Below are 17231 nucleotides of genomic sequence, written 5' to 3'. Positions count from 1 at the left end.
TGCGGGCCTGCCCCGCCCCACCGGGCTCGGCCCCGAACCCGTACCACCGAAGCACGACCCCCGGGAGAGACCTCATGCACAGCCAAGGGCCCGCCACCACGGACACCGTGGCGCGGACGGACACCGGTCCCGCGGTGGCCGACCTGCCCCCGGCCGCGCCACCCGGCGGCACCGGACGGCACGCCCTCTGGCTCGGCCTGGGTGTCGTCCTGCTCGCCCTCAACCTGCGCCCCGCCCTGGTCGCGGTCTCCCCGCTCGCCGACACCATCCGCGACGACAGCGGCATGTCGGCGGCGGCCACCAGCCTGCTCACCGCGCTTCCGCTGCTGTGCTTCGGGCTGCTCGCACCCGTCGCCCCGCGCCTCGGCCGCCGCTTCGGCACCGAGCGGACGCTGCTCGCCACGATGGCGCTGATCTGCGCGGGCACGGCACTGCGCATGCTGGACGCGGTGGTCGCGCTGTTCGCGGGCACCGTCGTCATCGGCGCGGGCATCGCCGTCGCCAACGTGCTGCTCCCGGGCCTGATCAAGCGGGACTTCCCCGGGCGGGCCGGTCTGATGACGGGCCTCTACTCGATGTCGCTGTTCGGCGGCGCCGCTCTCGCGGCAGGCGTCACGCTGCCGGTACAGGAGGCGTCCGGCATGAACTGGCGGACGACGCTGGCCTGTTGGGGTGCCCTCGCGGTGGTGGCGCTCGTGGTGTGGCTGCCGCAGCTGCGCACGCGGGCACGGGACGGCGCGGCTGCCGCGCGGTGGGCGGCGCGTCCGGTGCGCGGCCTGTGGCGCTCGCCGCTGGCCTGGCAGGTCACCGGGTACATGGGCCTGCAGTCCCTCAACTACTACGCCGCGGCGGCCTGGCTGCCGACGCTCCTCAAGGACGCCGGGATGAGCGCGGGCGACGCGGGCTGGATGCTGTCGTACTCGTCGCTGCTCGGGATCGCGGGCTCGTTCGTGGCCCCCGTGATCGTCGGCAGGCGGGTGCGCTCCGGCACGCTCGCCGTCCTCGGCGCGGCGCTGTGCGCGATCGCCTACGCCGGGCTACTCACCGCCCCCGTCGGCGCCGTGTACCTCTGGATGAGCCTGCTCGGGCTCGGCCAGGGCGCGGCCATCAGCCTCGCGCTCCTCTTCATCGTGCAGCGCGCGCCGGACGCCCGGCACGTCGCGCCGCTCTCCAGCATGGCCCAGTGCTTCGGCTACATCCTCGCCGCCACGGGACCGGCCGTCCTCGGCGCCGTCCACGACGCCTCCCACGACTGGACGCTGCCGGTCGTCCTCCTGCTGGTCCTGCTCCTGCCGCAGGTCGCGGTCGGCCTGGGGGCCGCCCGCAACCAGCACGTGACGGGGCGGTAGCGCGCGGGACTTCGGGGCGCGGGGGGGGAGTCAACGCGTCACGGAGGGAACAGCGGGGCCGGCCAGGTCATCGGCGGGGTCCTCCAGGGCCGGGCAGTCCGTGTGCCCCTTCTCCCCGCCCACGTACATGAGTCCGTGGTCCCGCACCGGGTTGACGGGGGCGCCCGTGCGCAGCCGCTCGACGAGACAGACCATGCGGATCGGCGAACTGGCCCGGCGCACCGGAGTGAGCGAACGCTCCTTGCGCTGCTACGAGAAGCAGGGACTCCTGACCGCCGAGCGCACCCCGGGCGGCCATCGCGACTACGCCGAAGGCGCGGTCGACCGGGTCGTCCGCGCCCAGGAGCTGTTCGCGGCCGGACTGTGCGGCTCGAAGATCGTCCGGCTCCTTCCGCGCATGCGGGACACGGACGGCGACCCTTCCGCGATCGCGACATCGCGACCCCGCACCTGGTCGCCGAACTCGGCGTGGAGCGGGACCGCATCGACCGCATCGACCGCATGATCAACGATCTGCTGCGCTCGCGCGAGGTACTCGACGAGGTCATCGAAGCGGCGTCCGCGGGCGCCGCGCAGGCAACGCGTGGACCGGCGTGCGCGCCCCCTGGCCCGGCAGGCACGGTGGAGAGCCCCCGCCCGCCCGCATGCCCCCTGGAGCACCGCGGCCCGCGGCCCGTCCGGCGCCCGCTCGGCGAGGAAGTCGAGGAAGGACGAGGTCCCGGCGGCCATGAAGGCGGCCGGGAGGCCCCCGACCCCGGTGGTTCCGTGTTCGTGCTGCCCCTCCCGAGCGGCCCGACGCGCCCTGAGGCGGACCCTGCCCCCCCGGCCCTCAAGTCCCGAACCCCCGGCCGGACTTGCGGGCGGCGGCGGCCCGGTGAACCCGCGGCGACGTCCCGTACAACCCTTCCGCACCGACCGGGGTCGAACAGGGCGCCGGACGAGGAACGGGCCCTTTCCGGACACCCCCGCGCCCGCCCGGCCGCCTTCCCGCACTGGAGTCGCTCATGCGCAAGAACCGTTCGGCCGCCGTCGCCGCGGCCTCATTCCTTCTCCTGTCGGGCGCGGCCGTCGCCGCCGCCCCCGCCGCCGTGGCGGGCACCCCCGGAGGGACGCACGCGAACGACCGCAACAGCGACTTCGACGGCGACGGATACGAGGACGTCCTGGTCGGCGCGCCCGGAGCGACGGTCAGCGGCAAGAAGGGCGCCGGCCTCGTCACCGTGCAGTACGGCTCGTCCAGAGGCATCGGCACCAGCGACGTGGCGCGGTTCAGCCAGTCCACGGCCGGTGTCGCGGGTGCTGCCGAGGCCGCCGACGGCTTCGGCTCGGCCGTCGCCACCGGAGACCTCGACGCCGACGGCTACGACGACGCGGTCATCGGCATCCCCGGCGAGGACATCGGCACGGTCGCCGACGCCGGTGGTGTCGCGATCCTCTGGGGCTCCAAGGAGGGCCTGAAGGGGGCGGCGAGCGACTGGCTGCAGACCCAGGAGCCCACCAAGGGCGAGAAGTTCGGGTCCGCGGTGACCGCCGCGCGGCTCACCGGCGACACCCCCGGCGACGTCCTCGCCGTGCTCGACCGCGACGACCTCGAACTCTTCGTGTACGACGCCGTGCCGCAGGCCCGCGCCGCGGCGCCCCTGAAGCGCCTCGCGACCGAGCACCTGGCTTCGGGACGCGCGTCGGCGCGCGCCGAGGAGCGCCACATCCTGCCCAAGTCCCTGACCACCGGCGACTACGACGACGACGGCTACGCCGACCTCGTGGTGTCCGGCGTGACCGTCGGCGACGAGGAGCCGGGACACGGCTGGTCCGCCTACTTCAAGGGCGGCGCCGACGCCCTCACCCACCAGGGCGACCTGCGCGGGGGCCCGGCCGCCGCGTCCGGCGACATCGACGGCGACGGCTACGACGACCTGGTCACGGGCGAGCCCCACTCCCCCGACGACGGCGGCGAGACGACGACCGGCGGCCTGGTCGGCGTGCGCTACGGCTCCGCCGAGGGGATCTCCGACGACGTGAAGTGGTGGACCCAGGACACCGCGGGCGTGCCCGGCACCGCCGAGCGCGGGGACGGCTGGGGCGCCGACCTGTCCGTCGCCGACACGGACAAGGACGGCTACGCGGACGTGGCGATCGGCGCGCCCGGCGAGGACATCGGCACGGTCGCGGACGCGGGCGCCGTGTGGGTGCTCCGCGGCACGGCCGCCGGGCTCACCGGGACCGGCGCCAAGTCGTGGGACCAGAACTCGGACGACATCCCGGGCACCGCCGAGAAGGGCGACAAGTGGGGCGCCCAGGTGCGCCTGACCGACCCCAACCGCGACGGCCGCTTCGGGCTGCTCGCGTCGGCGCCGGGCGAGAACACCGGCGACGGCGTGGTGTGGGTCCTTTCGGCGGGCGCGGGCGGGGTCACGGCCGCCGGTTCGTGGACGTACGGCGCCGGATCGCTCGGCGCGCCCGCGCGGGACGCGGCGTTCGGGGCGGCCGTCGACGAGTGACGACCGCGCGCCCTCGCGGGGAGAGCGGGGGTGCGCGCGGAGCGCGGGCGGCACGGCCGGGGCAGCGGTCGTGCCGGACGCGGCGAAGGGGTCGGCGGCATCGAGTGCCGTCGGCCCCTTCGCAGTTGGTCCGCACCCATGCCTTGACGCCCCCTGCGCACCTGCCTTAAATCAAGCAGTGAAGAAACCGTCGCGGAGGATCGCGTACCGCGTTCAACTCTCGACGTGACCTTGTCATGCACGCGACTGAATTGCGCACCACCTTCATGCCCCCACGGCATGCGTGCCCGCCCCCCACTCGAAGCGATGTGATGACTGTGTCCCTCTCCTGGCGCCGCCGCGCGGCGCTCTGCGCACTCTCCCTGGTCTGCTGCGCCACCGCCGCGACCGCCGCTCCCAGCGCCGCCGCCGCGCCCGAGCGCGAGAAGGCCCTCGCCTTCTCCGACGACTTCAACGGCCCCGCCGGATCCGCCGTGGACGGCGCCAAGTGGCAGGTCGAGACCGGCGACAACGTCAACAACCACGAGCGCCAGTACTACACGTCGGGCAACAAGAACGCGAAGCTCGACGGCCAGGGCAACCTGGTCATCACGGCCCGCAAGGAGAACCCCGAGAACTACCAGTGCTGGTACGGCCGTTGTGAGTACACCTCGTCCCGGCTCAACACCGCGGGCAAGTTCACCTCGACGTACGGCCGGGTCGAGTCGCGCCTGAAGGTGCCGCGCGGCCAGGGCATGTGGCCCGCGTTCTGGATGCTCGGCGCCGACATCGGCAGCGTGGGCTGGCCGAACTGCGGCGAGATCGACGTGATGGAGAACATCGGCAAGGAGCCGAACACCGTCCACGGCACGCTGCACGGCCCCGGCTACTCCGGTTCGGGCGGCATCGGCGCCGCGTACTCCCTGCCGAACGGCGAGGCCTTCGCGGACAAGTTCCACACCTTCGCCGTGGACTGGTCCCCGAACAAGGTGACCTGGTCGGTCGACGGTCACGTCTACCAGACCCGCACCCCGGCCGATCTCGGCGGCAAGCAGTGGGTGTTCAACAAGCCCTTCTTCCTCATCCTCAACCTGGCCGTCGGCGGCTACTGGCCCGGCGACCCGGACGGCAGCACGACCTTCCCGCAGACGCTGACCGTCGACTACGTCCGCGTCACGACCGGCTGACCGACAGACCGGCCGACCGGCCGACCCGCGACGAGCGCCCCGCCCCGGCCCGGCGGCGGGGCATCGCCCCAAGTCGAAGCGCCCCTGGCCGAAAGTCGCGGCCGGGGGCGCGCGAGCGCGCCCACGGTCTGCTGGACATGCGCCCCCGGAGGCTTGGCGCGGCGCCCCCGAGCGGGGCACGATGCCCGCATGAAGAGCGACCTTTTCTCCAAGGACCACGTGGCGCAGCCCGCGACGGCACCCGGCATGAGCCTGCACAACTCGAAGTCCATCCGGTACGCCGTGAACGGCGAGATGATGGCGCGCCAGGGCGCGATGGTCGCCTACCGCGGCAACCTGCAGTTCGAGCGGAAGGGCCAGGGCGTCGGCGGCATGCTGAAGCGCGCGGTCACCGGCGAGGGACTGCCGCTCATGGCCGTGAAGGGCCAGGGCGAGGCGTGGTTCGCGCACGAGGCGCAGAGCTGCTTCGTCGTCGACATCGAGCAGGGCGACTCGCTCACCGTCAACGGCCGCAACATCCTCTGCTTCGACGCGTCCCTCTCGTACGAGATCAAGACCGTGAAGGGCTCGGGGATCTCCGGCGGCGGGCTCTTCAACAGCGTGTTCACGGGGCACGGGCAGCTGGGCCTGATGTGCGAGGGCGAGCCGCTGGTGATTCCCGTGTCGCCGCAGGCGCCGGTGTTCGTGGACACCGACGCCGTCGTGGGCTGGACCACGAGCCTGCACACGTCGCTGCACCGCTCGCAGTCGATCGGCTCGATGATCCGCGGCGGCTCCGGTGAGGCGGTGCAGCTGAAGCTGGAGGGCGAGGGCATGGTCGTCGTACGGCCGAGCGAGGCCACGCCGCACAAGCCGCAGTAGCCCGTCGCGCGGTGATCAGGGGGAGGAAGGCGGTCGGCCGCGCGGGGCCGCCGCCTCGCGATGGCCCCGCGCGGCCTCAGCCGTTCGGGCAGCACACCGCCCTCGACGTCCGCGCCGACACCTCCGGCACCGCCGCCCCGGTCTCCGTGCGCGTGAGTCGCGTCCGCAGCAACGGCAGGGCGCACAGCGCCAGGACGAGCGCGGCGGCGCCCGCGACGAGCGCCACCGACACTCCGGCGGTGGCGCCGAAGCGGTCGTAGACGACACCGGTGACGGCCGCGCCGATCGCCACTCCGCTCTGCAGGCCCGCGATCATCCAGGTCATCGCCTCGGTGAGCTGGTGCTCCGGGGTGACGCGCTCCACGATGCCCATGATCACCACCATGGTCGGCGCGAAGAACACCCCGGCAAGGAACACCGCCGCGCACATCCCCGCCACCCCGTCGACGAGCAGGAACGGCAGTGTGGTCAGGGCCGTTCCCGCGACGCCGAGGAGCAGCAGCCGGGGCAGCGGCACGCTCCACTCACGGGCTCCGAAGAGCAGTCCCGCGAGGCCCGAGCCGATCGCGTACACGGTGAAGACGAGGCCGCCGAGCGACTTGTTGCCCTGCTCCTCGGCGAACGCCAGACCCATCGTGTCGACCATGCCGGGGATCGCCCCGCCGCAGAGCAGCACGAGCGCGAGCAGCAGCACCGGCGCCGAGCGGATCACGGACCGGTCGCCACCGCTCGTGACGCGCGCCCTGACGGGCGGTTCGGTGCGCTTCTGCGGTACGAACAGGGCGACGCCCACGACCAGGAGAACGCCCGCGAACAGGGGCGCGGCCTGCGGGAACAGCGCCGTGGACAGGACCACGGCGAGCGCCGGGCTGATGACGTAGGTCAGCTCGTCGACCACGGACTCCATGGAGTACGCGGTGGTGAGCCGCGGGGTGCCACGGTAGATCTCCGTCCAGCGGGCGCGGACCATCGCGCTCATGCTCGGCATCAGCCCGGACAGCAGGGCGAAGAGGAACAGGGTCCAACTCGGCGCGCCGGCGGTGGCGCAGAGGAGGAGCGCCGCGAGGCCGAGCACGCTGACGCCGGTGGCGAGCGGCAGGACGCGGCTCTGCCCGCGCCGGTCGACGGCCTTGGACACCTGCGGGCCGAGGAAGGCCATGGAGAAGGTGAAGGTGCCCGCGACCAGACCGGCCAGGGCGTACTCGCCGGTCGTCTCGGACAGCATCGTCAGGATGCCCATGTGGGTCAGGGGCAGCGGAAGGCGGGCCAGCAGACCGGCGGAGCTGAACGCCTTCGCGCCGGGGGCGGTGAAGATCTCGCGGTACGCGTTTGCCATCGGGTGTCCTGTCGGTGGAATCGGCCCTCGGCCCGTGCGGGCACGCGCGGTCGACCGGTGCGCGTGCCCGCTCGGGCAACTTCCGGGACTATCGTTCCACTTTCTATCACGCGCGGCACTCCCCGCCCACCGGCACTCTCGGCCGCGAGCCCACGGACGCGGGGCAGTCCTTCACCAACTGGCCGCGGCGCTACGTTGATTGCGCTTGCTTGCCGGGTGGGCGCGTTCCGGGGGACGGTGGGCCGACCACTTCAGGTGACGGGGACTCAGGCATCTCTCCACTCCCTCTCGCACGACGCACCGGCGACTCGTGGATCCACCGCGTGCGTGTCGCGACAGCCCGCGATGGCCGCGGTCGCTGTCGAGAGGAAGGTGACGGATGTGCCGAACCTCGACACCGGACGAACCGGGTCCGCAGACGGAGGGCGACGAGCCCCTCGCGACGGGCCCCGGAACGCCCAGGAGGTGGCAGCCGCAGCGAGTGAACTCGTGCTGGACGGGGCTGCGGGCCGTGCTGCTCGTCGTGGACACGGTGGCGGCCCTGAAACAGCACGAGGCCCTTGCCCAAGGGGCAAGGGTCCTCATCGCGGTCGGTGACATGATCGTCGACGCCGGCAAGCACGAGCGGTCATGAAACCGGGGGCCTGATCGTCGAGAGGCGGTCAGGCCCTCTGCATCCAGGAGAACATGGACCGTCGGTCCCGGCCAAGGGCGCTCTCCCTCTTGCACCCGATGGCCCGTCACAAAAACGGGTTTCGTGTCATGCTCGCGATCCGTGGGGAGAAAGGGCCGCGACATGGGGACGGCAGACGGCGAGTGCCAGGAGTGCGGTGGGTCGTTGCCACCCGCCTCCGGCACGGGCCGGCCGCGCCGCTACTGCTCGGACGCCTGCCGATCGGCGGCCCGGCGGTCCCGTGACCGACGACGGAAGCACGAGGACTCCACCGCTTTCCGCCAGTGCTCGACGGACATCGCCGGCCGCCGCTGCGACCGGGACGCACGGCACACCTTGATCGTGAAGGGCGCCGAGAGCCAGGTCTGCGCCGACTGCTACGACATGGCACTGTCGTTCCTCATCAAGAACGGCGTGCCCCAGTCCGAGGTCGAGTCACGCCTGCTCCCAAGAGAGGCGGAGAAACAGGGCCGGGACGAGCGGGCACCGACGCCCCCTCCGCCACCGCCCACCCCTGCCCGCCGGGCACGCGTGCTCCTCATCGAGGACGATCCGCACGTCGCCGCGGCGCTGTCCGCGATGCTGGCCCAGCACCGCTACTCGGTCGTCCACGAGCTGTCCGGATCCGGGGGCCTCCGCGCGGCGTACGCCGGACGGCCCGACCTGGTGCTCCTGGACCTCGGGCTCCCCGACATCGACGGCTACGAGGCCCTGGCCAAGCTGCGGACCGTCAGCGACGTACCCGTCATCGTCGTCACGGCGCGCGGCGACGACCGGTCCCGGCTGCACGGACTCAACCTGGGCGCGGACGACTACGTCGTGAAGCCGTACGCCTCCGCGGAACTCCTCGCCCGCATGGAGCGCGTGCTGCACCGCACGTCACGGGAGCAGCGGCCCCAGGACGTCTACGACGACGGCCTGCTGCGGCTCGACTCCCAGGCCTTCGAGGCCGCCGTGGCCGACGCGCCGCTGCGGCTGACGCGCACGGAGTTCCGCGTACTCGACCTCCTGGTGCGCAACGCGGGAGTCGTCCAGCCCTTCCGCAAACTGCTCGCGAGGGCGTGGGACGACCCCACCGGGCGGGACACCGAGAAGGTCAAGTTCGCCATCTCCCGTCTGCGCGGAAAACTCGACACGACCGCCGTCGGCAGCGCGTCGATCGTGTCGGCCCGAGGCGTCGGCTACTTCTACCAGGCCCCGGGCCCGACAACACCGAACAGCCCCCCGGTGCCCGACACTCCCCCGCCCCCCTCGGGATACGGGCACGCGGGCAAGGTGCTCGGCATCCTGCGGGCGCAGGGCCCCGACGGCAACCGCTCCGCCGCCGAGACGGTCCTGCGCCTCGGCCCCCTGCACATCGATCTGGCCGACCGGCAGATGAGCGTGGACGGTTCGGCCGTCCACCTGACCCGCAAGGAGTTCGACCTGCTCGCCCTGCTCGCCCGGCGCCCCGGCGTGGTCGTCCGCCGTGAGCTGATCGTCGGCCAACTCTGGCCCGACAACCGGCAGGCGACCGCACGCACCCTGGAGGTGCACGTCGCTTCCCTGCGCAGCAAGTTGCCCGACCCCCGCCTGATCGAGCTCGTACGCGGCGTCGGCTACCGGCTGGTCGCCCGGCCCGCGTAGCCGTGGCTCGGGGCCCGTCGCCCCCACCACCGCGCGGCTAGGGCTTGAGCTGACTGAGCGTGCAGCCGTCGGCGGACGGGTCCAGGGACTTGGTGGCCTGTTTGAAGAGGTGCTCCGCCCGTTCGTAGGAGAGCCCGCGGCGGCCGGTTTCCAGGCGCAGGTCGGCCGCCGCAGGCATCCGGGCGGGGGCGGGGCGGCGGTCGGAGAGGAAGAGGGGGCCGCGGGTGCGGCCGGACAGCAGAGTGAGGAGCAGACGTGCGGTGCCGGAGCGCCAGGACACCCAGGTGCGTCCCGTACGGGCGCGGCGGTCGTCCACGTCGAGGTGTTCGACGTCGAGGGACAGGACGGCCGTCGCCCCGGCTCCCGACTCGTGCAGGAGCCACCACAAGGTCCGCTCGCGCAGGGGCAGTTCGGTGCGGCAGAACAGGACGTCGTCCTGCTCGGGTTCGCCGTCGGCTCCGGGCCGCCGGTCGATGGGGTGGGCGAGCTGCTCCTGTTTGCGCTCCTGCCGCTGGGAGCGCCGGACGTGGTCGACGGCCCGGCGCTTGGCGATGGCGAGGAGCCAGGCACCGGGGTTGTCGGGGACCCCCGCGGTGGGCCACTGTTCGAGCGCGGCGACCAGCGCGTCCTTGGCCACCCCGCTCACCGCCCGCGACACCGCCACGAGCACCGTCGCCCGCGCCTCGGGCCCCGCCCGCGCGCTGCTCACCGCAGGCGCCGTCGCCACCCCGCTGTGGACCGTGGTCGCGGCGGCCCAGGCCCTCACCCGGGACGCCTTCGACCTGACCCGGCACCCCATCAGCATGCTGGCCAACGGCTCGGTCGGCTGGATCCAGATCACCAACTTCCTTGTCGTCGGAGCCCTGTTCGTCGCCGCCGCGGCCGGGCCTGCGGCGCGCCCTGCACGGCTCGGCCGACGGCACCTGGGTGCCGCGCCTGGTGCGGATCGTCGGCGTCGGGATGGCCTGCGTCTCCTCGGTCGCCGCCCGGTACCGCGGGGGCCTGTGACACCGGGCGGCGACGGATGCGGAGCCGTCGGACGAGGCGCGGGGCGCCGGGCGGCGCCCCGCGCCTCGGTGCGCGCGGCTCCTCACTCCCCCAGGCGGCTCAGCGCCCGCATGGCCTCGCGCTCGGTTCGCGAGAGGTCGCGCAGGAGGTCGCCCGCCTGGGCGAGGTGCTCCGCGGCGCCCGACTCACCGGCCTTCTTGATGAGTTCCGCGACCTCGGTCCACTGGTCGGCTGCCTCCGCGTACAGGCCGAGGCCGGTGCGCAGATGGCCGCTGTCGAGCAGTTGGGCGCATTCCGCCAGGAAGTCGCGGTAGAGGTTGCGGAACAGGGCGCCGCCGGTTCCGGCCCGCTCCATTAGGCGGGCGGCCTGCGGCAGGTCGCGCTCCGGTGCGTCGGAGCGCTCCAGCCAGGTGCGGACCAGCTTGCTCGCCTTCTCGATGCCGCGGTGGCCGAGGTTGGCGATGGGCGGGTCGAGGAAGGCGGCCGCGCAGGCGGTGATCGCCGGGATGATCCGGTCCCGCGGGGCGGGCGGGTTCGCCGGGACGGTGAGGGTGAAGGAGCGGTGTCTGGCGGTCATCGGGCCGCGCGCGGCCCTGGCCTCGGCGAGGCTGGTCAGGCTCGTGGTCACCGCGCCGCCCTGCTGGTCGGTGTCCACCAGGTACGCGACGCGGTCGTCGTGGCCGTACAGGGCGACGACATGACCGCCGAAGTGCACCCTCGCGCCGAAGTACTCCAAGTGGTAGCTGTCGAGCTGCAGTCCCACGGGCCGGCCCGCCCGGAGGGGGGCCGTCACGTTCTCCCAGGCCTTGCGGGGCGAGGTGGTCTCCTGGACCACCAGCTCCAGGCCGAGTCCGGCGGCCAGGTTCCTCGTGAGCTCGAAGGGTTTGACCCGGCCCCCGAGGAAGGGGAACCCCAGGTTCTTGCTGTCCCAGTAGACGAAGGACAGACCGGAGCCGAGGCCGAAGAGCATGGGCTCGGACAGGTCGAGCCCCTGGTGCCGCAGCAGCACCCCGAGGGCCGTCGTCTCGCAGTGCCGCATGCCGCGGGCGTCGATGCCTGTCACTGTGGTCATGCCGTGGTCTCCTCGACCTCGATGATCAGCCTGGTTCTCAGCTCGTCCTGGGGAACGTCGGCCGGACCGGCCAGGTACACCTCGCGCGCGGGCGCCCGCGGGCGAAGGCCGCGCTCGTGGACGGCCGCGAAGAGGGCGTTGTAGGCCAGCGGCAACTGGACGTAGGGCCCGATGTGCACGGTCTCGACGACGGGCCCGCCGGGCAGCACCTCGACCTCCAGGCCCGGTGTCGCCGCGCCCCGCCCGACCGGGACGCCGACGGCGATCTCCATCCGTGCCTCCAGGTCCAGCGGGTACAGGCCCCACAGCGGCGGCTTCCAGGCGATCCCCGCTCCGCCGAGCGCGGGCAGCAGTCGGCCCACGCACTCCTCGACCTTCGCCCCGATCTCCGCGGGGGCGCAGTGCGCTCGCACCACGGCGAGGACGCGCTCCGGCTCGCGGCCCGTCGTCACGTCCTGGCCGGGCGGCCCGCCCTCCGCGAGGCGTTCGAGCACCTTCAGGCGTGCCTGGTCCCTGCTGATCCGCTCGGCGAGCCGGGCCCGTTCGGCGTGCAGGATCCGGGCCCGGGACTCGGGCCCGGCGGCCAGCGCCTCGGCGATCACGGCGAGCGGCACGTCCATGTCGCGCAGGAGCGCGATGGTCAGGGCCGCGCGCGCCTGTTCAGGTGCGTAGTAGCGGTATCCGGAGCCGACGTCCACGCGGACCGGGGTCAGGAGGCCCGTCTCGTCGTAGTGCCGCAGCTGCTTGACGCTGAGGCGGCACAGGCGGGCGAAGCGCCCGATGGTGAGGAGTTCGTCTCGCACGCCTTCATGGTGGACTCTCCCCTCGTGGGAGAGTCCAGCCTCGCCGACGGGCCCCCTTCGGACCGGTGCCGGACGCTACAGGTCCGGCCGCTCCCGGCCCCAGGGCGCGGCCGACTCCAGCTGCGTGGCGAGGGCGAGCAGCATGCCCTCGCCACCGAGCGGGCCGCCGAACTGCACGCCCAGGGGCAGGCCTTCGGGGGTGCGGTACAGCGGGACGGACATGGCGGGGCGGCCGGTGATGTTGGCGAGCTGCGTGAACGGGTTGGGGGCGAGGTTCTGGACCACGGACCGCTGCCACAGCTTGGTCCGGCTGAAGCGGCCCGCCAGGCCCGCCTTGAGCAGCGCCTTGCCGACCTGCCGGGTCGGCCAGGGCGTGGCGAGCTCGCCGATCCGCACGGGCGGCCGGGCGAGGGTCGGCGTGAGCAGGATGTCGTACGTTTCGTGGAACGCGGCCAGCTGCCGGGTGTAGGTGTTCCAGCGCGTGTGCCGGACGGTGTGCTCGACCGCGCCGATGGCGCGGCCCGCGGCGGCGAGGAGGCGGGTGTCGAGCTCGAACTGCTCGTCGTCGGCGCCGGTCCTGTGCTTCAGCTCCGCGAGGGTCGCGGCGTTCTCGGCGGCGTACATGGCCATGAAGTCGTCGGCCATGCGCAGCCCGTCGATGTGGGGTTCGGCCTCCTCCACCTCGTGGCCGAGGCCGACGAGGAGCTTCACGGCCGTGTCGACGGCTTCGACGGCCTCGCGGGACACCGGGGTGCCGATCGGCGAGCGGGTGCTGACGCCGACGCGCAGCTTCGGCGGGGTGCGGCGGGCGAGTTCGGCGTACGGCTCGTCGGGGCGTGCCGCGAGGAACGGGGCGCCGGGGTCGGGGCGCGCGGTGAGGACGTCGAGCAGGGCCGCGCTGTCGCGTACGGTGCGGGAGACGACGCCGTCGGTGGCGGCGCCCGCGAGGAGTTCCCCGTACGCGGGGCCCGCGGGCACCAGGCCCCGGCCAGGCTTGAGGCCGAAGAGGCCGCAGCAGGCCGCGGGTATGCGGATCGAGCCGCCGCCGTCGTTGGCGCCCGCGGCCGGGACGATGCCCGCGGCGACGGCGGCCGCGGAGCCGCCGGACGAACCGCCGGGCGTGTGGCCGAGGTTCCACGGGTTGCGGGTCGCGCCGCCGGCCTCGGGCTCGGTGATGCTCTTGATGCCGAACTCGGGCGTGTTCGTCTGCCCGAAGACGACGAGCCCGGCGTCCAGCCACCGCTTGACGGGCTCACTGTGCCGCGCCGCGACGAGCCCTTGCGCGGCACGCGAGCCGCGGCCCGTCGGGCGGCCCGCGTAGTCCTGCATCAAGTCCTTGATCAGGAAAGGCACTCCGGCGAAGGGCCCGGACAGCGGACCCGCGGCGCGCTCGCGCGCGACGACCTGCATCGGGCGCACGATCGCGTTGATCTTCCCGTTCACGGCCTCGGCCCGCGCGAGAGCCGTTTCGAGGAGTTCGGCAGGTGACACGTCGCCCCGCGCCACCAACTCGGCGAGCCCCACTGCGTCGTACGTCGCGTAGTCCCGGTAATCCACCGCGCACCCCACTGACTCGGCGTCAAGAATGCACCGGAGCGTAGATCGTCGGTGCGGCGAGCGGCAACGGGGCCCGGTGCGCAGACGAAGGGGACGAAGGAGAAGAAGAGGACGGGCCGCAGGGCGGCCGGCCGGGCCTTCTTCCAGCTGACGTGCTGTGCCTGGGCCGGCCACGACACGACGAGCCTGGACCATCGTCGGCCTGCTTGCCCCGGATCCGACGCCGCTCCCGGACACGGCGGACCTCACCCGCGCCGTGCGCGACGACGCCCGCAGGCCGGGCGCGGCCCGGACGGGCGCGGCCCGGTGAGCTACGGGTAACGTCGACGGGAACGACTCGTGCGCGAGCGACATCCGCGCAGCGGCATCTGTGAGCAGTGGAGAGACACCCTGAACAAGACGGGCACCGACACCGGTACAGGAACGACGGCCGCGCCGGACCTCAAGCGGGCGCAAGGGGCGGTCGTCACGGACGGCCGCCGCGCCAAGGGCGAGCGCCGTCGGCGGGCGCTGATCGAGGCGACCGTGCGCGTCATCGCGCGCGACGGAGCCGCCGGGGTCACGCATCGCACGGTGGCCCGTGAGGCGGGGCTGCCGACGACCGCGACGACGTACTACTTCAGCAGCATCGACGCGCTCCTCACCGCCGCGCTGACCCAGTGCATGGAGGAGGACTCCGCGCGCATCGAGGCGCTGGTCGGGGCGCCGGACGACGGCGTGGACAAGCGTCGGTCCCTGGCGCTGCTGATGGCGCGGACCCTGGAGCCGCCAGGGCATCTGCTCGCCGAGTTCGAGCTGTGCCTGCTCGCGGTGCGCCGCCCGGAGCAGCGTGCCGCGACCCGCCGCTGGAAGGAGGCCCTGGCCGCCTTCGCCCGCGCGTGCACGGACGATCCGCTGCGCGTCAAGTTGTTCACGCACGCCTACGACGGGCTGCTCCTCCAGGCCCTGCTCGACGACGAGCCGACCACGGCGGACGCGTTCGAGGAACTGCTGCGGGAGCTGCTGCCGGACCCGGCACCGGGCGGGACCGCCTAGGAGGCTCCTTGTCCCGCCCGGCTGATCACGCGAAGGCCGAGGCAAGCGCAGGTCCCCTGAGGTGCCTCTCGCCCACGAGAGCTTCGGCTCCCCCGATGACCCCGCCGTCCTGCTCGTGACGGGCTTCGGCGCACAGCTGCTCGCCTGGTACGAGGACTTCTGCCGGGCGCCGGCGGACCGCGGCCGGTACGTGATCCGGTACGGCAACCGCGACTGCGGGCTCTCCACGAAGTGCGACGACCACCCCGTCGACATGGGGAAGTTCATCGCCGCGGTCAGCTCGGGCGACCGTCCCGCCGCCCTCGCGATGGCCCCCTGCCGGCCTGCCGACATGACCGACGACGGCTTCGGCCTGCTCACGGCGCTCGGCGTCGAACGCGCCCACGTGGCCGGCGCCTCGATGGGCGGGATGATCGCCCGGACGATGGCCCCCTCCTGCCCGGAACCGGTACAGACCCTCACGTCGATGATGTCCTCGACCGGCGAGAGCGCATACAGCCGCTCCAGCCCCGAGGCCCGGCCCGTGTTCATCGACGCCCTCGTGGCCACACCGGCCGAATCGCCGGACGGCCCTGGCCCCCGCCCGGGGTTGGGCACGGACCCCCGCGACGCCGTGGCGCGGGTTCGGTGTGGTGTCGCGCCCCTACGGCCGCCGTCGGAGGGCGGGCGGACCCGTGCCTCAACGCGTGGCGCGCGCACCGCCGTTGACGTGCAGCACCTGGCCCGTGATGTGGCGGGCCGCGGGGGACGCGAGGAAGGCGACGGTGCCCGCGATGTCGGCGGGCACCCCGGCGCGGCCGGTCGCGGTGGCCGCCACCAGTTGCTCGCGCCGCTCGTCCGAGAGCTTGTCGCGGAAGAACTCGGTGTCGGCGATGTAGCCGGGCGAGACGACGTTGGCCGTGACACCGCGGCGGCCGAGCCGCTGCGCCAGGTCGATGTTCCAGTTCGCCAGGCCCGCCTTGGCCGCGCCGTAGGAACCGGCCGCCTGCTCGGCGGCGATCGAGCCGATGTGCACGACGGCTCCGCCGTCCGCGAGCCGGTCCTCCAGGGCCTTCGTGGTGAGGGCCGCGCCGACCAGGTTGGCGTCGAGGTTGGCGCGGAAGTCACGGGCGTACGAGGCGAGGTCCTCCTTGCCGTCGGCGTCGAGCGTGGTGTTGCCGCCCGCGTTGTTCACCAGGACGTCGATCCGCTCGGGCAGCTCGTCGAGGAGGCGGGTGAGCGCGGCGGGATCGGTGTGGTCGCAGACCGCGCTCTGGACTTCGGCCTCGGCCGCGAGCTCCGCGAGCGGGCCGGGGCGGCGCCCGGTGACGGTGACGTCGTCGCCCGCCGCCGCGAAGTGCAGCGCGATCGCCCGGCCGATGCCCGTGCCGCCTCCGGTGACCAGGATGGTGCGTGCCATATGCTGAGCTCCGATCGATCTCGTATAGGTCTAAATATAGGCCTCAACATAGCACCGGGGAGTGACACGATGGCAAGGGATCAACAGGCGGGACGGGCCCCCGATACCGCGGGCGACGCGGACGGCGGGGATGGCGCGGACGACGCTGCCCGCGCGGACGGCAAAGGTGGCGCGGACGGCGGGGCTCGCGCGGACGGCGGGGCTCGCGCGCCGGACGACACCGCGAGGGCGCACACCGCCCAGGGCATCGCCGAGGCCTGGGAGCGCGAGCGGCCCGGTACGCCGGTCTCCTCGATCCGGATCCTCACGCCCATCTGGCAGTTGGCGAAGCTGTTCGGCGACGACCGGCGCCGGGTCCTGGCCCGCGCGGGCGTGGACGCCGCGACCCTGGACCTGCTCAGCGTGCTGCGGCGCAGCGGGCCCCCGTACACGCTCAGCACCCGTGAGCTGGGGCAGCGTTCGCTGGTCACCGCGGGGGCCGTGTCGCAGCGGGTGGCCCGCGCGGAGCAGGAGGGCCTGGTGACCCGGAGCCCCGCCCGCGGCCGCTCCCGCACGGTCCTCGTCGCCCTGACCCGGGCCGGACACGACCTGGTCGAGGCGACCGTCGACCAGGTCCTACACCGCGACGCCGAGTTGATCGCGGGCCTCACGCCCGATCAACAGGCCCAGCTCACGGACCTCCTGGAGGGCCTGCTCAGCGACGTGCAGCGACGGCTCGGCGAGGACTGGATCGGCCACGTCGGACAGCCGTGAAGGTCGGAAGCCGTGAACGTCGGACAGCCGTGAACGTCGGCCTCAGCCCCTCTCAGCCCCCTCAGTTCCCCTCATCCCCCTCACCCCCCGTC

General features: G+C 73.5%; 14 protein-coding genes and 5 pseudogenes. 13 read left to right on the top strand and 6 right to left on the bottom strand.

Going from position 1 to position 17231, the window contains the following annotated elements:
- Positions 1-74 precede the first annotated feature (74 nt).
- A complete protein-coding gene (locus QUY26_RS35850; protein ID WP_289954119.1) occupies positions 75-1349 on the top strand; it encodes a CynX/NimT family MFS transporter in 1275 nt (424 codons plus the stop codon).
- Positions 1350-1379: 30 nt separating this feature from the next.
- Here QUY26_RS35850 and QUY26_RS35845 read toward each other — a convergent pair whose 3' ends face one another.
- A complete protein-coding gene (locus QUY26_RS35845) occupies positions 1380-1571 on the bottom strand; it encodes a hypothetical protein (protein WP_436840458.1) in 192 nt (63 codons plus the stop codon).
- On the opposite strand from QUY26_RS35845, the pseudogene QUY26_RS35840 reads away from it, so the two are divergent.
- From QUY26_RS35840 to QUY26_RS35825, 4 genes and pseudogenes are all read left to right on the top strand, one after another.
- Positions 1543-1907, top strand: a pseudogene (locus QUY26_RS35840) (MerR family DNA-binding transcriptional regulator); the annotation flags it as partial. The gene QUY26_RS35845 and the pseudogene QUY26_RS35840 overlap by 29 nt on opposite strands.
- 446 nt (positions 1908-2353) lie before the next feature.
- Entirely contained in the window at positions 2354-3850 is a 1497-nt protein-coding gene (locus QUY26_RS35835) for an FG-GAP-like repeat-containing protein (RefSeq protein ID WP_289954117.1), read from the top strand.
- A gap of 311 nt (positions 3851-4161) precedes the next feature.
- Entirely contained in the window at positions 4162-5016 is an 855-nt protein-coding gene (locus QUY26_RS35830) for a glycoside hydrolase family 16 protein (protein ID WP_289954114.1), read from the top strand.
- A 189-nt stretch (positions 5017-5205) separates the two neighbouring features.
- A complete protein-coding gene (locus QUY26_RS35825) occupies positions 5206-5877 on the top strand; it encodes an AIM24 family protein (RefSeq protein ID WP_289954111.1) in 672 nt (223 codons plus the stop codon).
- 76 nt (positions 5878-5953) lie between these two features.
- On the opposite strand, the gene QUY26_RS35820 is transcribed toward QUY26_RS35825, so the two are convergent.
- Complete coding sequence (locus tag QUY26_RS35820) at positions 5954-7213, bottom strand: MFS transporter (protein WP_289954109.1); 1260 nt, start codon at positions 7211-7213, stop codon at positions 5954-5956.
- 481 nt (positions 7214-7694) lie between these two features.
- On the opposite strand from QUY26_RS35820, the gene QUY26_RS35815 reads away from it, so the two are divergent.
- The 5 genes and pseudogenes from QUY26_RS35815 (at position 7695) to QUY26_RS35790 (ending at position 10520) form a co-directional block, all read left to right on the top strand.
- The gene (locus tag QUY26_RS35815; protein WP_289954107.1) at positions 7695-7847 is read left to right on the top strand and encodes a hypothetical protein; all 153 of its coding nucleotides are present in this window, start codon (positions 7695-7697) and stop codon (positions 7845-7847) included.
- Positions 7848-8009: 162 nt separating this feature from the next.
- Positions 8010-9062 (top strand): annotated as a pseudogene (locus QUY26_RS35810) (response regulator transcription factor); the annotation flags it as partial.
- Positions 9063-9209: 147 nt separating this feature from the next.
- Positions 9210-9512, top strand: a pseudogene (locus tag QUY26_RS35805) (winged helix-turn-helix domain-containing protein); the annotation flags it as partial.
- Between the two features lie 473 nt (positions 9513-9985).
- Positions 9986-10384: pseudogene (locus QUY26_RS35795) on the top strand (DUF998 domain-containing protein); the annotation flags it as partial.
- Positions 10362-10520: a hypothetical protein gene (locus QUY26_RS35790; RefSeq protein WP_289956436.1), complete on the top strand. Its 159-nt coding sequence runs from the start codon at positions 10362-10364 to the stop codon at positions 10518-10520. The pseudogene QUY26_RS35795 and the gene QUY26_RS35790, both read left to right, overlap by 23 nt.
- An 82-nt stretch (positions 10521-10602) precedes the next feature.
- On the opposite strand, the gene QUY26_RS35785 is transcribed toward QUY26_RS35790, so the two are convergent.
- The 3 genes from QUY26_RS35785 to QUY26_RS35775 form a co-directional block, all read right to left on the bottom strand.
- Positions 10603-11592, bottom strand: coding sequence for a BtrH N-terminal domain-containing protein (locus QUY26_RS35785; RefSeq protein WP_289954105.1), 990 nt, complete (start codon positions 11590-11592; stop codon positions 10603-10605).
- Positions 11589-12395: a MerR family transcriptional regulator gene (locus QUY26_RS35780; RefSeq protein WP_289954103.1), complete on the bottom strand. Its 807-nt coding sequence runs from the start codon at positions 12393-12395 to the stop codon at positions 11589-11591. The genes QUY26_RS35785 and QUY26_RS35780 overlap by 4 nt, the downstream gene beginning before the upstream one ends.
- 75 nt (positions 12396-12470) lie before the next feature.
- Positions 12471-13952, bottom strand: a complete 1482-nt coding sequence (locus QUY26_RS35775) for an amidase (protein WP_289954100.1) — start codon at positions 13950-13952, stop codon at positions 12471-12473.
- Positions 13953-14291: 339 nt separating this feature from the next.
- On the opposite strand from QUY26_RS35775, the gene QUY26_RS35770 reads away from it, so the two are divergent.
- Together QUY26_RS35770 and QUY26_RS35765 are read left to right on the top strand one after the other, a co-directional pair.
- Entirely contained in the window at positions 14292-14987 is a 696-nt protein-coding gene (locus QUY26_RS35770; protein WP_289954098.1) for a TetR/AcrR family transcriptional regulator, read from the top strand.
- A 61-nt stretch (positions 14988-15048) separates the two neighbouring features.
- Positions 15049-15513: pseudogene (locus QUY26_RS35765) on the top strand (alpha/beta fold hydrolase); the annotation flags it as partial.
- Positions 15514-15666: 153 nt separating this feature from the next.
- On the opposite strand, the gene QUY26_RS35760 reads toward QUY26_RS35765, so the two are convergent.
- Positions 15667-16386, bottom strand: coding sequence for an SDR family NAD(P)-dependent oxidoreductase (locus QUY26_RS35760; protein WP_289954095.1), 720 nt, complete (start codon positions 16384-16386; stop codon positions 15667-15669).
- Positions 16387-16455: 69 nt separating this feature from the next.
- On the opposite strand from QUY26_RS35760, the gene QUY26_RS35755 reads away from it, so the two are divergent.
- Positions 16456-17139 carry a MarR family winged helix-turn-helix transcriptional regulator gene (locus QUY26_RS35755; protein ID WP_289956325.1) on the top strand — a complete coding sequence of 228 codons (684 nt, stop codon included), beginning with the start codon at positions 16456-16458 and terminating at the stop codon, positions 17137-17139.
- The last annotated feature ends 92 nt before the right edge of the window (positions 17140-17231 follow it).

Origin of the sequence: Streptomyces flavofungini, from assembly GCF_030388665.1 — a bacterium.
GTDB classification, from domain to species: Bacteria; Actinomycetota; Actinomycetes; order Streptomycetales; family Streptomycetaceae; genus Streptomyces; species Streptomyces flavofungini_A.
Note: the sequence above shows the minus strand (reverse complement) of the source record. Positions and strands in the feature narration are given on the sequence as shown.

Excerpts from the sequence above, each read along its gene's own strand:
- QUY26_RS35835 (WP_289954117.1), top strand. The coding sequence starts at position 2,354 with ATGCGCAAGAACCGTTCGGCCGCCGTCGCCGCGGCCTCATTCCTTCTC.
- QUY26_RS35820 (WP_289954109.1), bottom strand. The coding sequence starts at position 7,213 with ATGGCAAACGCGTACCGCGAGATCTTCACCGCCCCCGGCGCGAAGGCG.
- QUY26_RS35755 (WP_289956325.1), top strand. The coding sequence starts at position 16,456 with ATGGCAAGGGATCAACAGGCGGGACGGGCCCCCGATACCGCGGGCGAC.
- QUY26_RS35830 (WP_289954114.1), top strand. The coding sequence starts at position 4,162 with ATGACTGTGTCCCTCTCCTGGCGCCGCCGCGCGGCGCTCTGCGCACTC.
- QUY26_RS35825 (WP_289954111.1), top strand. The coding sequence starts at position 5,206 with ATGAAGAGCGACCTTTTCTCCAAGGACCACGTGGCGCAGCCCGCGACG.
- QUY26_RS35850 (WP_289954119.1), top strand. The coding sequence starts at position 75 with ATGCACAGCCAAGGGCCCGCCACCACGGACACCGTGGCGCGGACGGAC.
- QUY26_RS35760 (WP_289954095.1), bottom strand. The coding sequence starts at position 16,386 with ATGGCACGCACCATCCTGGTCACCGGAGGCGGCACGGGCATCGGCCGG.
- QUY26_RS35785 (WP_289954105.1), bottom strand. The coding sequence starts at position 11,592 with ATGACCACAGTGACAGGCATCGACGCCCGCGGCATGCGGCACTGCGAG.